This is a genomic window from Halorussus caseinilyticus, assembly GCF_029338395.1.
Classification (GTDB): domain Archaea; phylum Halobacteriota; class Halobacteria; order Halobacteriales; family Haladaptataceae; genus Halorussus; species Halorussus caseinilyticus.
Genome location: NZ_CP119809.1, coordinates 2,413,600 through 2,435,073, shown reverse-complemented (window position 1 = coordinate 2,435,073; position 21,474 = coordinate 2,413,600). Strand labels below are relative to the sequence as shown.

The 21,474-nt window shown below is 65.3% G+C and carries 25 protein-coding genes; 9 read left to right on the top strand and 16 right to left on the bottom strand.

Translation table 11 applies throughout. The annotated features are described in order from the left end of the window. Positions 1-72: 72 nt before the first annotated feature. Together P2T60_RS12275 and P2T60_RS12270 are read right to left on the bottom strand one after the other, a co-directional pair. Positions 73-1,125 (bottom strand): hypothetical protein, encoded by a 1,053-nt coding sequence (locus P2T60_RS12275; RefSeq protein ID WP_276279539.1) that lies wholly within the window; start codon positions 1,123-1,125, stop codon positions 73-75. Positions 1,126-1,284: 159 nt separating this feature from the next. Then, complete coding sequence (locus P2T60_RS12270) at positions 1,285-2,835, bottom strand: methyl-accepting chemotaxis protein (RefSeq protein WP_276279538.1); 1,551 nt, start codon at positions 2,833-2,835, stop codon at positions 1,285-1,287. 99 nt (positions 2,836-2,934) lie between these two features. On the opposite strand from P2T60_RS12270, the gene P2T60_RS12265 reads away from it, so the two are divergent. The 4 genes from P2T60_RS12265 to P2T60_RS12250 all read left to right on the top strand — a co-directional run bounded on the left by P2T60_RS12265 (position 2,935) and on the right by P2T60_RS12250 (position 5,213). After that, entirely contained in the window at positions 2,935-3,477 is a 543-nt protein-coding gene (locus P2T60_RS12265; protein WP_276279537.1) for a hypothetical protein, read from the top strand. Between the two features lie 61 nt (positions 3,478-3,538). Beyond that, positions 3,539-4,051: a hypothetical protein gene (locus P2T60_RS12260; RefSeq protein ID WP_276279536.1), complete on the top strand. Its 513-nt coding sequence runs from the start codon at positions 3,539-3,541 to the stop codon at positions 4,049-4,051. A gap of 65 nt (positions 4,052-4,116) precedes the next feature. Continuing rightward, a complete protein-coding gene (locus tag P2T60_RS12255) occupies positions 4,117-4,290 on the top strand; it encodes a hypothetical protein (protein ID WP_276279535.1) in 174 nt (57 codons plus the stop codon). Positions 4,291-4,757: 467 nt separating this feature from the next. Then, complete coding sequence (locus P2T60_RS12250; protein WP_276279534.1) at positions 4,758-5,213, top strand: phosphate-starvation-inducible PsiE family protein; 456 nt, start codon at positions 4,758-4,760, stop codon at positions 5,211-5,213. Between the two features lie 108 nt (positions 5,214-5,321). Here the strand turns inward: P2T60_RS12250 and P2T60_RS12245 are convergent, their stop codons facing one another. Beyond that, positions 5,322-5,639 carry a cupin domain-containing protein gene (locus P2T60_RS12245; protein WP_276279533.1) on the bottom strand — a complete coding sequence of 106 codons (318 nt, stop codon included), beginning with the start codon at positions 5,637-5,639 and terminating at the stop codon, positions 5,322-5,324. Positions 5,640-6,201: 562 nt separating this feature from the next. Then, positions 6,202-6,420, bottom strand: coding sequence for a DUF8142 family protein (locus tag P2T60_RS12240; RefSeq protein WP_276279532.1), 219 nt, complete (start codon positions 6,418-6,420; stop codon positions 6,202-6,204). 113 nt (positions 6,421-6,533) lie between these two features. Here P2T60_RS12240 and P2T60_RS12235 point away from each other — a divergent pair, with 113 nt between their 5' ends. From P2T60_RS12235 to P2T60_RS12225, 3 genes are all read left to right on the top strand, one after another. Then, a complete protein-coding gene (locus P2T60_RS12235) occupies positions 6,534-7,229 on the top strand; it encodes an MBL fold metallo-hydrolase (RefSeq protein ID WP_276279531.1) in 696 nt (231 codons plus the stop codon). 39 nt (positions 7,230-7,268) lie between these two features. Further along, the gene (locus P2T60_RS12230) at positions 7,269-7,898 is read left to right on the top strand and encodes a class I SAM-dependent methyltransferase (protein ID WP_276279530.1); all 630 of its coding nucleotides are present in this window, start codon (positions 7,269-7,271) and stop codon (positions 7,896-7,898) included. A gap of 313 nt (positions 7,899-8,211) precedes the next feature. After that, positions 8,212-8,340 (top strand): hypothetical protein, encoded by a 129-nt coding sequence (locus P2T60_RS12225; protein WP_276279529.1) that lies wholly within the window; start codon positions 8,212-8,214, stop codon positions 8,338-8,340. Positions 8,341-8,361: 21 nt separating this feature from the next. On the opposite strand, the gene P2T60_RS12220 is transcribed toward P2T60_RS12225, so the two are convergent. The 3 genes from P2T60_RS12220 to pyrG are packed head-to-tail and all read right to left on the bottom strand — an operon-like array spanning position 8,362 to position 11,271. Next, entirely contained in the window at positions 8,362-8,682 is a 321-nt protein-coding gene (locus P2T60_RS12220; protein ID WP_276279528.1) for a DUF7126 family protein, read from the bottom strand. A 1-nt stretch (position 8,683) separates the two neighbouring features. Further along, on the bottom strand, positions 8,684-9,601 hold the full coding sequence (guaA, locus tag P2T60_RS12215; RefSeq protein WP_276279527.1) for a glutamine-hydrolyzing GMP synthase: 918 nt from the start codon (positions 9,599-9,601) through the stop codon (positions 8,684-8,686). Then, positions 9,601-11,271 carry a glutamine hydrolyzing CTP synthase gene (gene pyrG, locus P2T60_RS12210; protein ID WP_276279526.1) on the bottom strand — a complete coding sequence of 557 codons (1,671 nt, stop codon included), beginning with the start codon at positions 11,269-11,271 and terminating at the stop codon, positions 9,601-9,603. The genes guaA and pyrG overlap by 1 nt, the downstream gene beginning before the upstream one ends. A 364-nt stretch (positions 11,272-11,635) precedes the next feature. Here pyrG and P2T60_RS12205 point away from each other — a divergent pair, with 364 nt between their 5' ends. Further along, positions 11,636-11,839 carry a hypothetical protein gene (locus tag P2T60_RS12205; protein ID WP_276279525.1) on the top strand — a complete coding sequence of 68 codons (204 nt, stop codon included), beginning with the start codon at positions 11,636-11,638 and terminating at the stop codon, positions 11,837-11,839. A gap of 56 nt (positions 11,840-11,895) precedes the next feature. Here P2T60_RS12205 and pyrF read toward each other — a convergent pair whose 3' ends face one another. The 4 genes from pyrF to P2T60_RS12185 all read right to left on the bottom strand — a co-directional run bounded on the left by pyrF (position 11,896) and on the right by P2T60_RS12185 (position 15,038). Continuing rightward, positions 11,896-12,756 (bottom strand): orotidine-5'-phosphate decarboxylase, encoded by an 861-nt coding sequence (gene pyrF / locus P2T60_RS12200; protein WP_276279524.1) that lies wholly within the window; start codon positions 12,754-12,756, stop codon positions 11,896-11,898. Positions 12,757-12,909: 153 nt separating this feature from the next. After that, a complete protein-coding gene (locus P2T60_RS12195; RefSeq protein WP_276279523.1) occupies positions 12,910-13,104 on the bottom strand; it encodes a hypothetical protein in 195 nt (64 codons plus the stop codon). 411 nt (positions 13,105-13,515) lie between these two features. Next, positions 13,516-14,112: a DUF8135 domain-containing protein gene (locus tag P2T60_RS12190; RefSeq protein ID WP_276279522.1), complete on the bottom strand. Its 597-nt coding sequence runs from the start codon at positions 14,110-14,112 to the stop codon at positions 13,516-13,518. Next, complete coding sequence (locus P2T60_RS12185) at positions 14,109-15,038, bottom strand: hypothetical protein (RefSeq protein WP_276279521.1); 930 nt, start codon at positions 15,036-15,038, stop codon at positions 14,109-14,111. Before P2T60_RS12185 ends, P2T60_RS12190 begins: the two co-directional genes overlap by 4 nt. Before the next feature lie 111 nt (positions 15,039-15,149). On the opposite strand from P2T60_RS12185, the gene P2T60_RS12180 reads away from it, so the two are divergent. Continuing rightward, a complete protein-coding gene (locus tag P2T60_RS12180; protein WP_276279520.1) occupies positions 15,150-15,869 on the top strand; it encodes an HAD family hydrolase in 720 nt (239 codons plus the stop codon). On the opposite strand, the gene P2T60_RS12175 is transcribed toward P2T60_RS12180, so the two are convergent. The 5 genes from P2T60_RS12175 to P2T60_RS12155 all read right to left on the bottom strand — a co-directional run bounded on the left by P2T60_RS12175 (position 15,866) and on the right by P2T60_RS12155 (position 21,240). Next, positions 15,866-16,186, bottom strand: a complete 321-nt coding sequence (locus P2T60_RS12175) for a hypothetical protein (RefSeq protein ID WP_276279519.1) — start codon at positions 16,184-16,186, stop codon at positions 15,866-15,868. The genes P2T60_RS12180 and P2T60_RS12175 overlap by 4 nt on opposite strands. Positions 16,187-16,191: 5 nt before the next feature. Further along, positions 16,192-17,856 (bottom strand): GTPBP1 family GTP-binding protein, encoded by a 1,665-nt coding sequence (locus tag P2T60_RS12170; RefSeq protein WP_276279518.1) that lies wholly within the window; start codon positions 17,854-17,856, stop codon positions 16,192-16,194. 114 nt (positions 17,857-17,970) lie between these two features. After that, the gene (locus P2T60_RS12165) at positions 17,971-18,996 is read right to left on the bottom strand and encodes a restriction endonuclease (protein WP_276279517.1); all 1,026 of its coding nucleotides are present in this window, start codon (positions 18,994-18,996) and stop codon (positions 17,971-17,973) included. A gap of 65 nt (positions 18,997-19,061) precedes the next feature. After that, complete coding sequence (locus P2T60_RS12160) at positions 19,062-20,549, bottom strand: BGTF surface domain-containing protein (RefSeq protein WP_276279516.1); 1,488 nt, start codon at positions 20,547-20,549, stop codon at positions 19,062-19,064. A 139-nt stretch (positions 20,550-20,688) separates the two neighbouring features. Further along, complete coding sequence (locus P2T60_RS12155; protein ID WP_276279515.1) at positions 20,689-21,240, bottom strand: J domain-containing protein; 552 nt, start codon at positions 21,238-21,240, stop codon at positions 20,689-20,691. Between the last annotated feature and the right edge of the window lie 234 nt (positions 21,241-21,474).

Sequence of the window (21,474 nt, the reverse complement as noted above, 5' to 3'; positions counted from 1 at the left end):
GTTGCGGAGGCAGGGAGTACCGATACCTTTTATTGCAATTAATTAATATACTAAATTAGTATATAATTGTGGTTATTTTTCTTCGTTATACTTGTTTCTGACTTTTTGCTCCTCGCTCTCTTCGTCATCATCTTCTCGTGGGTCCGGGTGACGAACCATCGGGTCGGATTCTGCAAGTGCTTCGAGTCCGTAGCCACTTCGGGTAAAGAACTTGGCCGGAATTGTATCGACCATCTCTGCTTCCTCTATCCGGGTAAGTAGCATATCGGGTGAGACGGTATATCCGGAGAGCAAATCAATAGCGATGGGGCTATGGCGAAAATCATAGCGGAGTTTATACATATTGAATTTATCCTCGTCGTGTTCGTAGTGGACGAGTTCGTAGGAATGTTCACCGAGGATGAATAGATAGTGGTCGCCGTTGTTGAAATTGGAGAGTCGCTCTGTAGTAAGGTGATTCTTGAGTTCCTTGTGAACTTCATAAGGTATAGAGATTGAGCGCAGATTATGGATTTTCTCTCGTATCCACTCAACACTATTCCGAACCTTTATAACGATTTTTGAGATACCTCTCTGAAGTCGTCCCTGCCGTTCTCGGTTAAGAAGTTCTTTGAGGCGTTCAGCGTTCTCTGAGAAATAGAACTCTCGCATTGAGTAGTAGTGAGAACCGTGAGAGATGAGAATGAGTTCGCGACAGTCATCCCACCGCTGGATGATTTCGTTCATCACTTCGGTCATCTCGTCTGTAGCGTTCTGGTGACGCCTGTGTTCTTTTAGCTCGTCTGTGAGTTTATCCATCTCTTCGACAGTCCGCTTGCGGTCTTCATCTTCTGGACGAGTACCTGAGTAGTGCCAAGTTTGCTGTATCCCATTAGCCGTTCGCTCAACCTCTTCGTACCAATTTTCAGTATCCTCGTCTCCACTTGACCAAAGGACCTTGAAAATCTGCCATCCGAGATAGATGACGATGAGGGTAAGAAGTGCTGTACCGACCCAACCTCTGAAGATGGAGGGAATCCAATTCAAGTAGTTTGACTCGCTATTAGAGAGACGGAACAAGACGAGGACAAGTCCTGTCAAAGCAGAGATGCCGACAAAGATTAGTTGTAGGTCATCTCGATTCATTAGGTGGAAATAGTCAGTCTGGTTTTATGTAACTACTGGACACGCGGCTATTCAGAACTAGAAACCGCGTTCTTCATTAGGAGAGTGACCGCCCGACCACCACCTAGCCGTATAGTATCCCTTTAATGTACTTTGGTATTTCTGAATACAACCGCCCGCCTACAGTTTCGAGACCGTCTCTTCGAGGTCGGCTATCATCATCACCTGTTCTTCGGTCGCCGCCGCGATGGTGTCAACCTCGTCGGACACCCGGTCGGCCTTGTCCGCGGCGTCGTCTATCATGCTGGCGACTTCCTCGGTGCTGGCGGCCTGCTGGTCGGTCGCGTCGGTAATCTCGCCCATCCCGGTCGCGGTTTCGGTCGCGGCGTCCACGATGCGTTCGAGTTTGTCGCCGGTCTGTTCGACCGCATCCACGGTGTCGGCGATGGACCGCTCGCTCTCGCCGAGGCTATCGAGGGTACTCTGGGCGCGGTCCTCGATGCGGCCGACCATCGACTCGATTTCGGAGGCGCGGGTCTGTGACTCCTCCGCGAGGTTCTTGACCTCCTCGGCGACCACGGCGAACCCGTCTCCGGCCTCGCCAGCGCGTGCGGCCTCGATGGACGCGTTGAGCGCGAGCAGGTTGGTCTGGTCGGCCACGTCGTTTATCATGTCCACGGCGTCGCCGATTTCCTCCACGGCGTCTTGGAGGGCTTGGGCGTCCTCCACGATGCTCTCGCGGGCCTCGTCGGTCTCCTTGGTCGCCTCGATTGCGCGCTGGCCGAGTTGTTGGCCCTCCTCGGCGAGTTGCTGGGCCTCGCGGCTTTGCTCGCCGACTTCCTCGGCGCTGGCCGCGATTTCCTCGATGGTGGCGCTCTGCTTGGACACCTCGCTGGCGATTTGGTTCATCTGGTCGGACTGCTCGTCGGTGAGTTGGCTAATCTCTTGGGCGCTCCCGTTCACGTCCTCCGCGGAGTCGTCGAGGTCGGCCACGGTCGCCTGCGTCTTCTCGCCGACCGCATCTGCGCGCTCCAGTTTCTGCTCTAACTGCTCGTTCTCCTCGCGCAACCGCTCGACTTCGGCTTGGAGGTCCTCGCCCTCGGCGTCCCCGTCGTCGGACTCGTAGGCGTCGAGTCCGACGCCCGCGTCGAGTGCGAACAGTCGCGCCAGCGACGTGACCTGCTCGAAGGTCTCGTCGATGTGGCTATCGACTTCTTCGACCAGCGCGTCGAGTCGGTCGTCGGCCGACCCCTCCGCGACGACCGTTCCGCCGTCGGTTTCGGCGTCGTCGGCCTCGCCGTCGCCGCCCGAGGCCGCCTGTCGGACGGTCTCTTCGACTTCGACTTTGAGGCTCTCGCGCAGGGAGGGCAGGACGGTCTCGAACCATCGGGCGTGACCGCAGAGGTACGCCGACCGGGACAGGCCGAGTTCGTCGTGGGCCGCGCCGAACGCGGCGCGTTCGGCGAAGAAGTCGGCGTCGTACGCGCCCTCGGCGTCGGCTAGAGTCGCACCGAGGTCGGCCAGTGCCCCGGCTTGGTCGCCGTCCACGTCGTCGCGAGTCGCGTAGGCTTCCCGGAGGCGGTCGGAAATCGCCTCGTGTCGGCCGTCGAGCGAGAGCGACGAGAGGGCGTCGGCGTCGGTCCGGTCGAACCCGACCAGCGACTTCCGCGCGTCGAGTTCGGCCAGTTCGACCGATACGTCGGAGGCGTTTTCGGCGAATATTTCAGGCATTTTAGTCATTTACAAAATACTTATCGGAGGGCTTAAATCAGTACCGCTTCTGGAAGCGGCAACAACGATTACGGGCGTCGGCGTGTTGGTGTGTCGGCGATGGGGGAAACAGACGAGAGCGAAATCGACCTCGACAGGCGGAGCTTTCTGAAACGGAGCGCGGTCGGCGCGTTCGGGTTGTCGGGCGTGGCCGCACAGCAGGAACCGAACCGGTTTCGGTCCACGCGGCGCATCGCGTTCGAGGAACCGAGCGGGCTTTCGGACGACTGGCGACAGCGCATCATCCTGTTGACCGACCGAACCGACGACGACCCCGACGTGAGCGAGGTGGACGCGTGTGCGTTCAGCAACTGGCCGACCGAGAAGATGACGATTTGGGAGGGCATCGTCGTGGACGTGAAGGACCTCGGCGACGTGGCCGGGTTCTTCGGGTCGAACCCGACGGTCCGCGCCGAGAAGTTGGTCGAGCGCAACCGCATCTTCGTGGACGAACAGCAGACGCCGGTTCCGCTCGGGACGCCGCTGGTAGTCAGTGGCGTCGTGGACTGCCCGGAGAAGTATCTCGGCGTCCTCGCCACCCAAATCCCCGGCATCCGCATCAAGACAGGGCCGGGCGTGAGTACGGGCGAAGCGACGAACTGACCGACGGGTCCCGAGTCGCGGGAACGAAGGCTTTTATCCCGGAGGGTGCGACCCCCGAGACGTGACCGACGACGAACCGCCGCGCGTGGAGGTGTACCCCGGTCGGGAAGCGGTCGTGGAGTTCGACCCGAACCTCACCTTCGAGTGCGTCGAGGAGTGTACGTGGTGCTGTCAGCACGGGGTCCTGCTCTACGACGAGGACTTTCTGGAACTCGCCGAGCGCGCGGACCTGAGCGAGGCCACGACTCGATTCCGCGGCGAGGACTTCGTGACTCGGGAGACCAAAGACCGGGAGACCCACGTCGCCGACGACGGCGCGGCCTGCTACTTCCTCCGGGAGGACGGACTCTGCGAACTCCACGCCGAACACGACTGGAAACCGACGCGTTGCTCGGTGTTCCCGCTGGAAGTAGCCCTCGAAGGCGGCGAGATTCGGGTCTCGACCCGCGAGAAGGCGTGGGACCACTGCGAGGGGATGAACGCGAGCGAGCGCCGGGTCGTGGACCACTTGGACGCCTTCCTGCCGGAGTACCTCTGGGAACTCGACAACCCTGACACGAAGCGGGGATTATAAACCACCTTTTTCTTCGTCGGGTGACTGACGGCCGCTTGCGGCCGTCAGTCACCGCTCCTCGAAAAATGGACCAAAGAACCGCGTGCGAGGAGCGCCGACGGCGCTCCTCGCTCGCGGGAGAACTGCTGGCGTTTACTGTTCGGTTAGCCGACGCTCCGGAGACGGTTCTCCCGGTCCCGAACGACCCGACGACCGGCCCGTGCGTGCGGTGCAGTACGTCGCTGGCCAACAGTAGCTAGCGCTCTCGGTCCCGGCCGTCGTTCAGCGTGCGGTCGCGGAACGGTCCGGTCACCGTCCACGACCGCTGGCGCACGGCGACGCCACTCTTCGTACCGTCTCGGAGGGTCCGACCGCTCGCCGCCCTCGACTCCGCACGACGAACACCGCCGACGTTGGCTCAGCCCTCTCGGGGTAGTCGGACTGGCGGTCCCGCGGCGCGCGGGCAGTGCCCGCGCGCCGCCGCGCCCGGAACCGCGCGAAGCGTCCGCACCGAGTTGGTCCCGGCTTCGCACTTGAACCTTCGCACGAAAAGGACTTATATAGTTGTGTTTTAGACATATTATCCTATGTTTAGAAGTTGTATAGATTGCTCGAACGCTCCGGAAAGCGACGAGCGATTTCCGATTCAGTTTCGATTTTCGAGCGTAGAACCCGGTTGCGGGGGCAGAACTGACTTCCGGCGCGGCACCGAGATTTCGACGCTACGATGGACCGCATAGAGGCCACCCGATTCACGAGACAGCTCGAACGAGGGATTACGCTTCTTCAGTCAGTCATGGCCGCGTTTCTGGCGATTTTACTCTTTCTCGGCGTCGTCAACCTCGGCATCACCATCGGGCGGGCGATACTCGTCCGCGACGTGACCGACGTGGCGGCAACGCTGGCGCTCATCCGGTCGAGCATCGACATCGTTCTCTACCTGTTCGTCATCGTGGAACTCTACCACACGGTCGTCGCGTACGTCGAGGCCCAGAGCGTCGTCATGGCGGTGATACACGCGGGTCTCATCGCGGTCGTCCGCCAGATTATCACGTTCAAGCCCGACGAGTACGGTCCCCAAGAGGCCATCACCGTCGCGGGCGTCTACGTCGTCTTGCTCGTGGGTCTGTTGCTCGGCTTCTACGTGGTCCACCGGGAGATAGACCAAGAGAGCGTGGAGTGAGGGAGTTAGAACGACGAACCGAGGGGGCAGAGGGAGGCCCGGAGAAACGGACGACTCCGGAAAAGAAGAAGAGACGGACGACCCCGAGGCCACGACGGGAGTGGAGGGTCACGACGGAAGCGGGCAGAGACTCGCGGTCAGCACGGCGCGCTCGTCGGTCTCGTTGCGCGCGCCGTGGACGACTCCGCGCTCGTGGAGGACCACGCCCGGAGCCTCGACGGTCTCCTCGTCGTCGCCCTGTACCACGGTCACGGTGCCTTCCAGTACGTGGAAGACGTTGGTCGCGTCGGCGTGGTCGTGCGGTGAGAGTTCCGCGCCGGGGCCGAGCGCGAACGCCTTCACCAGTACGTCGTCGGTCACTGCCACTTCCGCGTCGAGGACCTCGCCCTCGTCGGGGTCGAGGTCCGGATACCGGTCGAGTCCCATGCCACGTCGGACGCGCCGACGACCCTTAAAACCGGGTCCGGTCGGCGGCGTCTACTCGACCGATTCCGCATCCGGGACTCCGGGTACGAGTCCGGATGGGTCGGGGGCCGGGTGTGCCCCGACCTTCGGCCGTCCCGAGAAAAGCGGGGCGACCGGGTAGGTCTCGACGGATAGCGTAGAGCGGCGGTCGATGGGTGCGGATGTGTGCCTCTGTGCCGATACCACGGAAACGACGAGCGGACGCCGAGGCGGTCGGCCGTCGCGGGACGAAACCGGGCCGGTGGGCGGGTCCGACCCGGCCGGGTGTGTTCGTCGTCGCTCGTCGCGCCGGGATGTGCGGTTGCGGTCGAACGCACACTACCGGGAGCGGAACGGTAGTGCGCCGGTCGCTGACGACCGCATCACCCCCTACGGACGTGTCCCACTTCAACCGGCGTGACCGTCCAGATGGTTCAGACTCGTTCACCGCCGGATGAACGGTCGTGAACAGTTCAACGGCGGCCCACGTGCGGTGCGCTCAATCAGCGCCTGAACGAGAGCAAAGAGACGTAGGACGCGCCAACTACGTCCGGTGTTCGCCGACGAACCCCGTCGAGAAGGCAATCCACGCCAGCACGCTCACGAACAGAATCGGCGGCAGGATGGCGAACCCCCACAGCGGGTCGATTCCCCACGCCAACAGTAGCAACACGTCGAACAGGCCGAGCGCAAGAAACGGCAGGACGGCAAGCGCCGCCCGCTTGCGGTCTATCGACCCCGAAGACGGGAAACGGTTCTCCATACTCGAAGAAGTGGTCCGAACCGACAAAAAGCGTCCGTTCGCCGGGAGGCCGAGAGCGCGCGCCGACGCGGGCGGGGAACAGGGCTTTGGGGGATGCTGACGTATCTTTCGGCATGGCGACTGCGACCCAACTCGAAGCCGAACCCGACACCGAATCGGGCGTCTGGTGGCTCGACCTCGGTGGCGTCAACGCCTACCTCGCCGACGACTACGGGGACCTCGTGCTCGTGGACGCCGGGACCCCGCGGGACGCCGACGACATCCGTCGGGGCATCCGCGAAGCGGGCTACCGCGTCTCGGACGTGGCGCGGGTCCTCGTCACCCACTACGACCTCGACCACGTGGGCGCGCTGTCGAAACTCGGCATCGACGCGCCGGTCTACGTCGGCCGGGCGGACGCCGAGATACTCGCCGGACGGCGAAAACCCGACTGGCGCAACCACAAGGGTCTGCTCCAGCGCGCGACCGACCCCTTCGTCTCGACGCCCGACCGCCCCGTCCGGCCGGTCGAAGACCGCGACGAAATCGGCGGTTTCACTGCCTACCACGCGCCGGGTCACACGCCGGGCCACACAGTCTACGTCGCGGAGTCGCCGAGCGTGGCGTTTCTCGGCGACCTCGTGCGCGAGACCGGTGGCCGACTCGAAGCCTCGCCGTGGGCCATCAGCTACGACACCAACGAAGTCAAGCAGAGCATTCGGCGGGTCGTCCGCGCCGCGCCCGACTTCGAGATGGCCGCGATGGGCCACGGCACGCCCATCATGCGCCACGGGAGCGACCGACTCCGGGAGTTGGCGAACCGACTGTAGTCAGGGGGTTTACGTGGCGGACCCGACTCTACGGACGTGATGAGCGACAGAGACGCAGTTCGTCGAGGCTACGACGAGATGGCCGAGACCTACGCCGCCGAGCGGTCGGAGGGCGGCCGCGGGACGGAGCTTCTGACCGACTTTCTCGACGCGCTTCCGGACGACCCTCGCGTCTTAGACGCCGGGTGCGGACAGGGAACGCCGGTCCTCGCCCGACTCGCAGAGTCGGGCGACCCCCTCGGTCTCGACTTCTCGCGCGAACAGCTGCGACTCGCGGCCGTGAACGTCCCCGGCGCATCGCTCTCGCAGGGCGACATGACCGCCCTCCCCTTCCGAGACGACGCCTTCGACGCCGTGACCGCCTACAACTCGCTGATTCACGTCCCCTACGGCGACCACGAGACGGTTCTCGGGGAGTTCGCCCGCGTCCTCCGACCCGGCGGGCGAGTCCTTCTGACGGAAGGCTGTCAGGAGTGGTCCGGCGAGAATCCCGATTGGCTCGACACCGGCGTCGAGATGCAGTGGGACATCGCCGGGACCGAGGCCACGAGAGCGCAACTGGAGAGCGCGGGGTTCGCCGTCGTCGGCGAGTGGGAAGTGACGGACAGACTGAACGACGACGGTGAAGAGGTGCCGAAACCGGTTTTCGAAGCTCGGTTGGTGGGGTAGAACGACAGGCGACGAAATCGCAGAACGAGGGTTCTATTCTCACCACAAGACGTTTACCGAACCGAATTGTCTGGAGATTCAACTCTCTCATGGTGGGAAGAGAGTCCAAATCCGGCGACGACGGTGAACCGGCCTCGAAACCAACTCGAAGAGAGTGTTTGAAGACGTTCGTCGGCGCGGACGGTCAGACTTCCGAACATCACGCCGAAAATGGATGAAGGTGGTCGTAGCTACCCTAGGGGTCGGCAGTGTTACGTTTGTCAGAGTGTTCAGCGTCAAGGTCGTAATCAACCTTTGTCTGTTCTGTACGAGGATGGTGGAGACTTGGACGGTTGGAGATGCCGTCAACGACGACGGCAGTAGCAACGACGGGTTCGGTGCCGATACTGACGATTCGAAAAGTAGCTGGAGTACAGGCGACGCAATCAACGACGATGGATGATAGAAAACAGCAGAAGACGGCTTACGAGGCCAGTTCCTCGGCCACCGCGTCGGCAGACAGAAGTCGCGGGTCCACGATGAGGTCGGCCTGCCCGCGGGCGAAGTCCGGCAGGTTGTCGTCGGCGTAGACGACTACTCGAACGTCGTCGTTGAGGTCCTTGGCGATGGGGATGCTAGTCGCGCCCGACGCCTCGGTCAGGACCAGCGCGTCGGCCTCGGTGATTCCGGCCTCTTCGAGCGCCGGTCGGTTGCCGAACTCCTCGATGCGCGTCACTTCGACGCCCTCGGATTCGAGGGCGTCGCCCAGTCCGTCTCGGTCGGGTCCGACGAGGATTGCCTTCATCTTACTCGTACTCGATGGTGGCGGGCGGTTTGTGGGTCACGTCGTAGACCACCCGCGAGACGTTCTCGTTCTGTCCGGTGATGCGACTCTGGATGCGCTGGAGGGTCTCCCAGTCTATCTCCTGCGCTCGGGCGGTCATGCCGTCCCGACTCTCGACCGACCGGACAGAGACCACGTGGCCGTGGACCCGGTTGTCGCCCTTGACGCCGGTCGCTTTGCCGAGGACCGCGGCGAACGCCTGCCACGGGTCGTACTCTTCGAGTTCTTCTTCCACGACGTGGGTCGCTTCGCGGGCGACTTCGAGTTTCTCGTCGGTGACTTCCCCGAGGATGCGGACCGCGAGGCCCGGACCGGGGAAGGGCATGCGCTCGGCGATGATTTCTTCGAGGTCCAACTCGCGGGCGACTTCCCGAACCTCGTCCTTGTAGAGGTCCCGCATTGGTTCGACGATTCCCTCGAAGTCCACCACGTCGGGCAGACCGCCGACGTTGTGGTGGGACTTGATGGTGCCCTCGCTCTCGATGCGGTCGGGGTAGATGGTCCCCTGCACCAGATAGTCGGCGTCGGTCTCCTCGGCGACCGTCTCGAACTCCCGGATGAACTGCTCGCCGATGACGTGGCGCTTTTCCTCGGGGTCGGTGACGCCAGCGAGTGCGTCGAGGAATCGGTCTTTCGCGTCCACGATGCGGAGACTGTCCATGTAGTCGAACGTCTCCCGAATCTCGTCGGTTTCGCCCTTCCGCATCAGGCCGGTATCGACGTAGACCGGGGTGAGTTGGTCGCCGACCGCTTCGTAGGCCAGCGCCGCGGCCGTAGAGGAGTCCACGCCGCCCGACAGCGCGATGACGGCGTTTGCGTCCCCGACCTGTTCGCGGATTTCCGTGACTTTCTCCTCGATGAACTCGTCCGTGTTTACCATTATGCTTCGACCTCCTCGGGGGTTTCGGCGTCGGTGTCGGTCTGTTCGTCGTCACGGTCCAGTACGGTCTCAAGCAGGCCGACGAACGGCGGACTCGCGCGGGTCGGCCGCGACCGGAACTCGGGATGGAACTGGGTGCCGACGAAGTACGGGTGGTCTTCGAGTTCCAGAATCTCCATCCGGTTGCCCGACCGACCGGAGAAGACGAGACCGGTGTCGTCGAACTGTTCGAAGTACTCGGGGTTTACCTCGTAGCGGTGGCGGTGGCGCTCGGTGCAGGAGGTGCCGCCGTAGATTCTCTCGGCGAGGGTGTCGGGCTCGATGTCGGTCTCGTGGGCACCGAGTCGCATCGTCCCACCGAGGTCTTCGAGGTCGTACTGCTCTGGCAGGAGGTCGATGACCGGGTGGGGCGTGTCTTCCTCGATTTCCGCGGAGTGTGCGTCCTCCAGTCCGAGGACGTTCCGGGCGAACTCCACGACTGCGAGTTGGAAGCCCAGACAGAGACCGAGATACGGGACGCCGTTCTCGCGGGCGTACCGAATGGCCTCGATTTTACCCTCGGTGCCGCGACTCCCGAACCCGCCGGGGACGACCACGCCGTCGGCCTCGCGGAGTCGCTGTTCGTGGTCGTCGGCCATCTTCTCGGAGTCCACCCACCGGACGTTCACGTCCACGTTCTTCTCCAGTCCCGCGTGCTTGAGCGCCTCGTTGACCGAGATGTAGGCGTCTTCGAGGTCGTACTTGCCGACGAGTGCGATGTCTACTTCGCCGTGGGTCTCTTGGGTGACGAGGTTGCGCCACTGGTTGTCGCGTTCGCCCTTCGGAAGCGCGTCGTCCGTCAGGTCGAAGCGGTCCATCACGTATTCGTCGAGTCCCTCCTCTTCGACCATCAGGGGGACGTGGTAGATGTCCTCCACGTCGGGGTTCGAGAACACGGCGTCGGTCGGCACGTCGCAGAACAGCGCGATTTTCTCCTTGGTCGAGGGGTCGAGTTCGTCCTCGCACCGACCGACCAGAATGTCGGGTTGGAGACCGATAGAGCGCAGTTCCTTCACGGAGTGTTGGGTGGGCTTGGTCTTTTGCTCGCCGTTCTTCGAGTAGGGGACCAGCGTGACGTGGGTCAGCAGGAAGTCCTCGTCGTCTTCCTCGTGGGCGAACTGCCGGAGGGCTTCGAGGAACGGCATCCCCTCGATGTCACCCACCGTGCCGCCGACTTCCACGATACACACGTCGTGGCCCTCGGCGGCCTCCCGAATCCGGCGCTTGATGTCGTCGGTGACGTGCGGGATGATTTGGACCGTCTTCCCGAGGTAGTCGCCCGCGCGCTCCTTCTCGATGACGTGCTGGTAGGTCTTGCCCGTGGTGACGTTGTGGTCGAACGTCATGTCCACGTCGAGGAACCGCTCGTAGTTCCCCAAGTCGAGGTCCACCTCGCCACCGTCCTTGAGGACGTACACCTCCCCGTGCTGGAAGGGGTTCATCGTCCCGGCGTCCACGTTGAGATAGGGGTCGATTTTGACCGCCGTCACGTCGAATCCGGCGTTGGCCAGCAGTCGGCCGGTCGAGGCGGCCGTGATTCCCTTGCCGAGTCCCGACATGACGCCCCCGGTTACGAAGATGAACTTGTTTCCGAGAGAAGGGTCGTAATCAGTTTCCGGTTCTGTCGGCATACTGGGTGTCGGCGAGCGTCGTTCAAAACGATTTCGGAGCGCGAGTTGCGCGTCAGAACGTGCCACGGCAAGGCGGCGAAATGTGGACGCTCCGCCACGTTTCGGGCGGAACAGACCGGCGTCACTCTCGGGCGTCGCGGACTGTCGCAGGCCGCGGGACGCGCCGGTCGTCACAGACCACGTGCGGTCGCGGTGCTGTTTCGGTGCTGTGCGGTCGCGGTGCGGTCCTGATTGGTTCAAGAAGTCACCGACGTTTCCGTCGTCCCATTCACTTCTGTCGTCTCCGTCGTCCCATTCACTTCCAGTGCGACCCGCCCACACATTCATACGCTTCGACACCTTAGCGAACGCAAGTGAGAAACCCATGAGCGTCACGGGTCTCTGTCAAATCTGCGAACGGCAGGAAGCCGAACACTCGTGTCCCAACTGCGGGACGCTCGCGTGCGAGGAACACTGGGACGAGGCGACCGGTCTCTGTGCGCAGTGCGCCGCGACGGTCGAACGCGGCGGGCGCGAGGGGACCGTCCGGCCCGACGACGTGGACGACGACGACGTGATGCGGTTCTGACCGCGGTGGCGAAAGCGGCCGCCGCTCCGGTCGCTCACCAGTGGCGGTCCGGTCGCTCACCGATGGCGGTTCAGTTGGCGCTTGAGTCGGCGGGCCGCTTCGCGGGCCGCCGCCGCGTAGTCGTCCTGCCCCCGTCGGCGGCCCCGGCCCGCGGTCTCACCGGCGTAGAGAACTTCTCGGGAGGTCTCGACCAGTCCGACGCCCGCGTCCGCGCCCGTCTCGGGCGCGGCGTGGGCGGCGACCGCGGGGTCGTTTCTCGCGCCGCCGACCACGAAGAACGGGCGTTCCGGCGCTCGCTCGCGGAGCGACTCGACTGCTTCGGTCGGCCCGCCGACGAGCAGTCCCACGTCGGCCGCGGCGTCGTCGGCCCACGACGCCACAAGACTCGCTATCTCCTCGGCCAGCGTCGGCGCTCCGTCGTCTCCCTCGTCGTCGGTACCTCCTTCCCGTTCTCCCTCGCAAGCGACGGGTCGGTCCTGCAGGTCCGCCGCGCCCGCGTTCGGCGTCCGGCAGGTCACGAACACGCCCACGTCGCGGTCGAGTAGCGGCGCGAGCGCGTCCCGGCCGAGGTACGGCGAGACCGTTACGGCGTCCACCGCGTCGAGCAGGTCGGCGTCGGGGTTCGGCACGTCGCCGTCCTTCGCGTCGAGGACGACGGGGACGCCGCGGCCCCGAGCGTAGGCGACGGTCTCGGCCAGCGCGGTCCACCCCTCGGCATCGGCGTAGAAGGCGGGCGAGACGGTGTACGCCGCGACGTGTTCGTGGGTCGCGTCTACGATTCGGCGGGTGAACGCCCGCCGGGGGTAGTCGTACTCCCGGCAGTCGTCGGGGAGGCGAGCGAGGACGGGATTCAGACCGACCGCGAGCGTCCCGTCGGTCGCTCGGATGCGGTCCCGGAGGCGGTCGAAAAACGCCATACGCGAGGTTGCGACGGCGCGGTCAAGGCTCTTGCCTTCGGACGGGGCGCGGCGCGGAGCGTCACGCCGAGTCAGCTCACGCCGCGTTTAGGATAACTATACCATTCTAAAGCGAATGATATTCATTCTTTCGGCAACGGAAAAGTGTCTCGGTCACGCGATGCCGACCAGACCGGTCTCGACGGCCACCGCGACGGCCGCGCCGAACGCGAGCGCACCCGTCGCCGGGTAGAGCGTGAACTTCCAGCGGGCCATCCCCGCGAGTCCGGCGGGTACCGACACCATCGAGCGCAGGACCGGGAGCAGACGACCCCACGGCACCGGACTCCGCCCCAGCGGTGGAACCACGCCGTCGCGCGCTCCAGTCGGTCCTTCGAGACCCGGAGTCGGCCGGAGTCGGGAACCGACTCGTCCGGGAGTCGCGCGTCCGCCGTGACCGTGCTACGACGACCTGAACACCGGAGACGCAGGGGACGCCTCGAAAGCCCCTGCCGTTCGCTCTACACCGCAAAAACCCGAAAGACCGTCTTTTCCTCGAAAGCCCCCGCCCGCTCGCCACCGGCAGACGTTCCTGCTCGCTTCGCTGTCCCCGAAAATCGGAGATTTTCGGGATGGAGCGAATCAGTGATTCCCAACAGCTCGCCAGAGCTTGCTCCGCCGGTGGACGAGCGAGGAGACCGGGAGGTGGGAGGTCCTCGGTCGCGGTGCCGTGCAGTCACGATACCGTCGCGGTCCGTACGGTCGCGGATACGGTAGCCGTCACTCGTCGTCGCTTCCGACGCCGATACCGCTGATGTCCTCCTCGCCATCGACCACCATCGGGCAGTCGGCCACGCGGAAGTGGCCGGTGTCGGGCATCGCCAGAATGTCGGTGCCCTCGTGGGTGCAGGCGAGGTCCGGCGGGTCGCCGAAGTGCGGGCACCCGTGGCAAGTCTCGGTCGGAATCGTGCGCACGTCGCGGTCGGAAGCGCTCGCGGCGGGGTCGGGAGAAGTCGTCTCGGCGACTTCGGTCGCGTCGGCGGACTCCGCCGTCGGCGCGTCGGCCGAGACTGCGGCCGTCGCGCCCTCGCCTTCGTCTCCTCTTTCGGCCAACTCCTCCCAGAGCTTCTCGCCGTCGATGTCGCCCACGTCCACCGACTCGAAGGCGTCGGTCTCGTCGCGCTTGCGCCGCCGTCGCTCGTCCACCGCCGAGGCAACGTCGGCCAGCGGTCCCTCTCGGGTCGGCGGGTCGTCGCGCTCGCCGCGGGTGGTCCCGGTTCGCTCGCGCACTTCCGCGGCGAGGTCCCCGAGCGGTTCGTCCCGACCGGCGCGGGTCCGGTCGTCTCGCCGGTCGGGGTCGTCGCGCCGGTCGCTCATTCGTCGTCCTCCGCCACGATGTCGTCGAGGGCCTTGCCGATGTCCCGCCCGTCGGCGTCCATCACGCTCCCGAGGTCCCAGTCGGCGCGCTCGCCCTCCAGCGCGGGCGGGTCGCCGACAACGAGTTTGGCCGACCCGAACAGGCCCTGTTTGGGTTCCACGTCGTTGAAGGTGCTGGCGCAGTGGGGGCACTTGGGTTCGGCGAGCAGGCCGACGTGGACCGTCTCCGAGCAGTGGCCGCACTTGGCGCTCTCGACGCCCCGGCGGTTGGCGAGGTGGGCGAGTTCGTCGGCGGCGGCGCGGGCGGCGTGGCGGGCCGCCAGCGTCTCGGTCTGGTCGCGCAGGTCGGTCGTCACCTCCGCGAGCGTCGTGAGTTTGGCTTCGAGGTCGTCGGTCGCGTCGGTCAGGTACTCCAGCACGTCCTCGTAGTTGTCGAAGCCGGTTTCGACCCGCTCGTCCAACTCCGAGACGGTCTCCGAGAGCGCGTCGAGTTCCTCGGCTAACCGGTCGGCGCGGTCGGCCACCTCCTCGGTCCGCCCGTGGAGTTCGGGGTGGTCGTGGTCGGCCGGAGCCTTCCCGTCGGTCTCGCGCTTGACCTGCACCACCCGCTCGCGCACGTCCTCGATTTTGTCCTCGAAGTCGTTCTCGGCGTACGCGAGGTCGGTCTCCACGTCGGCGAGGTCGGCCTCGACTTCGGCCAGTTGGGTCTCGAACTCCTCTCTGGTGGCCGCGAGGCGTTCGCCGAACTCCCGGCGGAGCGCGGCGAACGCCTCGCCGTTCTCGATGCCCTGAACCGAGTCGCCGTCTCGGAGTCGCGCGAGCAGTTCCTCGCGGCTCACGCCTAGCTCCTCGGCCTTCGCGTCTAACCACCCCTCCAGCGAGTCGTCCGGTGCCTGCGACGGCCCGCTGACATCTTCGCCAGCCATTCGGTTTCAGTTATCACAGCCTCAACTTAATGGTTGGCCTCTTTCAGCGCAAGCTGGTGGCCCATCGACACGATTTTTCCCCGCCGAGTCCGACGTTCGACCGACGACCACATGTCCGGTGACGACCACGCCACATCCGACGACGATGCCGACATCGACGCCGTGCTGTTCGACCTAGACGGGACGCTCGTGGAGTACGAGCGCCCGCCCGGAGAACTCCTCGACCTCGCCTTCGAGTCGGCCGGGGAGGACTCGTTTTTCGACGTAGGCGAGTACTTCGACCGGTTCGGCGACCACCTCGCGCCCGGCGTCTCCATCGCCGAGGGGCGTGCGAACTGCTTCGCGGAAATCGCCGCGGACCGCGGCCACGCCCCCGAACGCGGCCGGGCGGTCGCCGACGCCTTCGCCGCCGAACGCGACCACTCCCGAGTCGAGTGTCTGCCCGGCGCGCGCGAGACTCTCGACGAACTCGCCGACGACCACGCCCTCGGCGTCGTGACCAACGGTCCGCCCGAGATGCAGACCACGAAACTGGAGGCCGCGGGACTCGCCGACTGCTTCGAGACTGTCGTCTTCGCGGGCCACGACGCCGCCGCGAAACCCGACCCCGAACCTTTCGAAGTCGCGCTCGCGGACCTCGGCGCGACGGCCGACCGAGCGGTACACGTCGGCAATTCGCTATCCTCGGACGTGGCGGGCGCGCACGCCGCGGGAGTCGGGTCGGTGTGGGTGCCTTCCGAGGAAGGCGTCGAACCGGACCCGGAACCGCACTACGCGCTCTCGTCGCTGGAGCGACTCGCGGACTCCGAGCGACCGTGGAAATCCGACTAGCGGAGGTCGAGCAGGTTCGCCGCGACTATCACGACGCCCGCCACCGCGAGCAACGCCGACAGCAGGTCGCCAGTCGTGAGGTACCCGTAACCGCCCCACACCGCGACCCCGGCGAAGAACGCCACCTGCCAGCGTGGGGTGTCGATAATGTCCCGGAGGACGCCCGCGAGGAGCAGGGCCGTGAGGTAGACGCCGAACACCGCCGAGACGAGTCCGTCGCCGCTCTGCACCGCGACGGCGAGACCCGCGGCGCTCAGGACGAACAGGACTCCGGCCAGAAGCGTCGTCGCCAGTTCGACCGCCCGGTCTCGGTTCACGGGTTCTACTTGGGGTTCACGTCGGTCACGGTGCCGACGCCCTTGCTCTGGCCCTCGCGGAAGACGAACCGCTGGCCCTCCTTGACGAGGTAGGGCCGGAACTTGAACCGGACCGTGGTGGTCCCCGAGTCGCCCGGCAGGAGTTGGCCCTCGTGGGGGTGGAAGGTCGCGGCCTCGCTCACGGTTTCGAGGTGGATGACCGGTTCGTAGCCGTCGCCGATGCGGGTCGGGTGGTTCAGGACGACGACTTCGGCCTCGAACTCCCGGACCGGTTCGGGGTCGGCCTCCTTCGGGAGCAGGACCATCCCGCGCTCTACGTCGGTCTCCCGGACCCCCTTCAGCGCGATGCCGACGATGCGGCCCGCCTTGGCCTTGTCCACGCGGTGGTAGTGCATCTCGATGGACCGGACTTCGACCTCTCGAAAGTCACCGTCGGCCATCGGTCCCAACAGGAGTTCGTCGCCCGCCTCGACTTCCCCCGACATGATGGTCCCCGAGGCGACTGCGCCGACCCCAGTCACCGAGTAGCTTCGGTCGATGTACATCCGGAAGTCCCCGGAGTCTGCGGTCGTCTTCGGCAGGCGTTCGAGCAGTTCGTCCAGCGTCTCCAACCCCTCCATCGTGACCGCGCTGGTCGTCAGGACCGGCACGACGCTCCCGCCGATTTCCTCGATTGCGGCGTCCACGCCGTGGCGCTCGATTCGGAGCGGGGTCTTGCCCACGTCCCGGAGCAGTCGCTCGACTTCGCGCTCGACTTCGGCGACGCGCTCGTCGTCCACCACGTCGGCCTTCGTGATGACGACCATCGTCGGCAGTTCCGTGGCGAGCAAGACCCCGAGGTGTTCGCGGGTGGTCTTGGTCGGGCCGTCGTCGGCGGCCACGGTCAGCAGGCCGTAGTCGAGTTTCTGGCCGACCAGCCCCCGAATCGTGGTTCGAAGCCACGGTTCGTGACCCACCGTGTCCACGAACGAGACGAGTCGGTCGGACTCCTCGACCACGCGGGCGCGGTCGGACTTCCGGTGGGGGTTGTCCATCCGAACCGGGCCGTCGCCGTCGAAGCCGTAGACGCCGTAGGAGAGGTCCGCCGACAGGCCGCGCTCGACTTCGTGGGGTTGCACGTCGAGGTAGCCCCGCGTGCCGCCCTCGCCGTCGTCGGGTTGGCCGGTCACGAGCGACCCGACCAGCGTGGACTTGCCGTGGTCCACGTGGCCCGCGGTGCCGACCACGATGTGTTCGCTGTCTGTGTCGAGCATCGCGCCCTCCCGAATCGTCGCCACGCCGACGAGTCCGTCGGTACTCTGCTCGGCGTCCCGGTCGGTCACGAACAGCTCGTCAATCTCGCTGGCCGACCCGTCGGCGTCGATGCCCCACGTCTGTACGTCTTCGATGTGGGCACCCGCTTCCTCGGCGAGCAGACTGAGTACGTCCATCGACTCCGAGAAGGCCTCGTGGCTGATTCCGGCGATGCCGCCGTCGTCGGTCACGCCGACGACGTAGGTGGCTTCGCCGTCGCCCGACAACACTCGATGTCTGAGTTGGGCCGCGAGACTCTCCATCCGTCCCTCTGTGAGGTGGAGTTCCTTGGTGAGTCGCTCTTTGAACTCGACGCTCCCGCCCTCCTGTTCGCCGCGTTCGAGCGCGCTTCGCAAGACGGCCCGGTTAGGGCACATACGACGGGGTTAGGTCGGAGTCGCCAAAAGCCTTGCCCGGATTGGGACGACTCCGTTCTGCACGCTAACGGGGTGTTCGACCCGGTTTCGGTGCGATTCGACTCGCCCGCCGTCCTACCGCTGGGTCACGTTGACCGCGAGGTTCGGGTCGTGGTCAAACGAGACGGCGATTGGTTTGTCGGAGGCGTTCCGTTCGTAGACCAGCGTCCCGGTCGTCCCCTTCGGCACCGAGAACACCGTCCACCCGACGTAGTTGGTGCCCGGTGAGATGGCGAAGTCCACGAAACCGTCGTGTTCGTTGAGCGGTTGGTGGCTGTAGGTCCGGTTTTCGGTCCGGAGTTTGAACCCGGCCTGTCGCACCTTCGCGCTCTTCTCGCCGGTGTTGTTGACGCTCATCCGGACGAGAACGAACTGCTCGCCGCGCGGTGCGTGGTAGGCCCGCCCGTCGCTCTCGTTGGGGTCGATGGTGTCTACTACCTTTGCGTTCCACGAGACGGTGACGTTGGTCGTGCTGTTGGCGGGCGCGACGGATTCGGCCGAGATGGGCGCGCCGCCACCGCCGCCGCCGAGGAAGGGTATCGACGGGCCGACGAGAACACCCACGGCGAGCAAGGCGACTACCACGACGACCCCGAGTGCGGGTTTCGTCGGGACCGAAACGTCGGTGTCGCCGAGCGCACCCGAGACCAGCGACGACGCTCGCTCGCTCACCGCCTTCAGCGAGTCGAGGGGTGAGTCGCCGTCGCCGCCGGACGGTACGTCGCCGCCGCCGTACTCCTCGGCGAGGTCAATCCACTCCTTGCGCTTGAGTATCTGTGCGATGCCCTCGGCGTCGAGGAGTTCGACGCCGGACCCCTGTGAGACCTTCTCTGCGTCGTCCGAGAACGTCCCCGCGGTGACGATTGCCGCCTCCGCGACTTCGTACTGCTGGCAGAGCGAGGCGAACTGCTGGACTTGCTGGCCGCCGACTTCGCCGTCGTCGCCGCGGGCCCACAGCAGTCCCTCCTCGCCGGACTGAGGTCGCTGGACCGCGACGAAGACCCGGCCGTCGTCGCGCTTGACCTGTGTCTGCCAGCCCTGCCGCTCCCAGAGGGCCGCAACGAACTGCCCGAAATCCGACTGGTCCATTCCCTGCAACATGATTTCACCGCGGGGGAACCGTGTTCGACTTCATATCCTCAGCCCCTGTATAAAAAACATCGGCCCTACCGCCGTCGGGCGGCTAACAGGGTGGCCGCCACCACCGCGACGATTGCTCCGATTCCGTCGAAACCGGGGACTGGGCCGCCACTTCCACCGCTCCCGTCTTCGCTCTCCTCGACGGGTCGCTGTGTCAGCGGCTTGCCAGTACCGTTCACCGCACGCTGAGTGAGACCGTCGGGCGTCGTTGTCGTCGCGTTGGTCGTCGCGTTCGGCGGGGTCGTGGTCGCGTTGGTCGTCGCGTTCGGCGGGGTCGTCGTATTCGGCGGGGTCGTCGTCTCGTTCGGCGACCCTCCCTTCGACGGGGCCGAGTCGTTCGCAACCATCGCCGGGACGGTCTCTTTCTGGTCCACGAGGCGAATCTCGAACCTTCGTCCGGGACGCAGTTTCGAGAAGTTGAACGTCGCTTGGAACGTCCGGTTCTTGGAGACAGTCACCGTCCGCGGATAGAGGAAGGGGTCGGTGCCGGTGTCGCGCGCCGAGATGTTGATTTTCGTGCCGGGCGTCAGGGTGGTCGAGCCGTTTATCGTGGTCTCGTTCGCCACGACGACTTCCTTGCCCGGTCCCCTTCGCTCCACGAGGACTCGGCGCTCGGCGACCCGAAACTTGGTCGAGACGTTCTGTTTCTTCTTCGCCAGCGAACTCCCTTTCGGGATAACGAACGACGCTCGGTACTTGTCGCCGGGTTCCACGTCGTCCTCAGCGGTGTCCACCGCGAGGTAGAACCCCTCGAAGTCACCGCCGGTGATGACCCGCTCTACCGTCGCGCCGGTGAAGTCGTTGCTCCGCCCGTTCATCGGCGGGTTGGTCTGGACGAAATCGACCCGCATCCCGGACTCGCCGTCGCCGTCCAGCAACGACTTTTCGAGCGCACCCCGGACGCCGGTGGCGTTGACGCGCAGGAAAAACCAGTCGCCGTAGGCCACCGAGTCGCGCCACGGCGGGACCGTCGCGTTCCGTACGTCGGCGCTCGAATTTAGCTTCGACACGTCGAGGGCCTCGGGCGCGATGCGCGCGGAGATGTTGTAGGTCGCGCGCTTCTCGACGACGAACGCCCCGAGCGCGCGCTCTTGGCCCTGTATCGTGACGTTCATCTGGTACTCGGCGGTGTCCAGCGCCCCGTCTATCGACTGGGTGAGGAGCGCCCGATTCCGGACGGAGCCTTTGGCCGCCCACACCATCTCCGAGACGGGATACGTCGCGGACCGACCGGCTTTGAAGGTGTTGAGCCGTAGTTTGGTCGTCCCCTTCTTGACGCCGACCTGCAACCAGAATCCCTGCTCGGCCGACCCGAGGTTGACCGTCGCCGATTGGGAGGCTTTGACGGTGATGTTCGCCACGTCGCCGCGTTGCTCGTAGACGACGCTCTCGACGAACGAGGCGTTGGTTTCGGCGCTCGCAACCGAACTCGCACCAATCGACGGCGCGACTGTCGCCGCGAGTAGGAGGGTCACGACGGCGACGACGCGGTACTGCGGAGGTCTCGCTGACATGGCGGGGTGAAAGTTAGCGAGGTGTTATGACCCATCCGTAATAAATCCGCTTGGTGATAGTCCGCGACTGCGCGGTGTGAGACCGGGACTTCGGGGAGTCGCCGCCGCCGACGAGTCGTCGGCGGCGACAGTCCCGCGCTCAGCGTCGCTCTTGGAGTCGCTCGTAGGCTTCTTTCACGCGCTTGAACTCGGCCTCGTCGCCGGACTCGCGGTCGGGGTGGACCGACTTGACTTTCTCGCGGTAGGCCCGCTTGACCTCCTCGGCGTCGGCGTCGGTGTCGAGTCCGAGGACGCGGTAGTCTTCGGCCGCGGTGGGTCCGGGGTCGCGCCCGACTCGCGCGCCGTCCGCGCGCGCTCGCTGGCCGCGCGCTCGCTGACCTCGGCCACCTCGCGCGCCGAACCCGCCGCGGTCGGCGTCGAACCCGCCGCGGCGCTCGGAGTACGACTCGCGGGGACCCGCGCCGAACCCGCCTCGTTCGGTCGCCGTGCGCTGGTAGCGCCCGGCCCGACCGCTCTCGACTCGCTCGCGGAGGCGACCGCTGGCTTGGTACCAGACGAGGTACGCGGCGGCCGCGAACGGGATGGCGATGGCGAGCAACGCGGGAGTGTAGACGAACGCCAGCACGAACTCGAGGGTGGCGATGCCCGCGAGAACCGCCGCCAACCCGAACAGGAGACGGTCTTGTTGCACGTGTGGGGGTTGGTGGCGCGGGATTGTAAGCGTCCCGCTACTCGGGGCGGTGTCGTGACGAACGCAGTGAGTCACGGCTCGTGGGAGCGAAGCTCCCACGGTGCCGTGCGGTCTTCATGGGTTCGAGCCTGACGCTAGCTTCCTCCGGACTCCCGTCGGATGACTCACGTCCTCTCGCCCTCGTCGTCCACGTCCCCGCAACTCACCTCTCCAACAACCGTCGCACAACGCCGA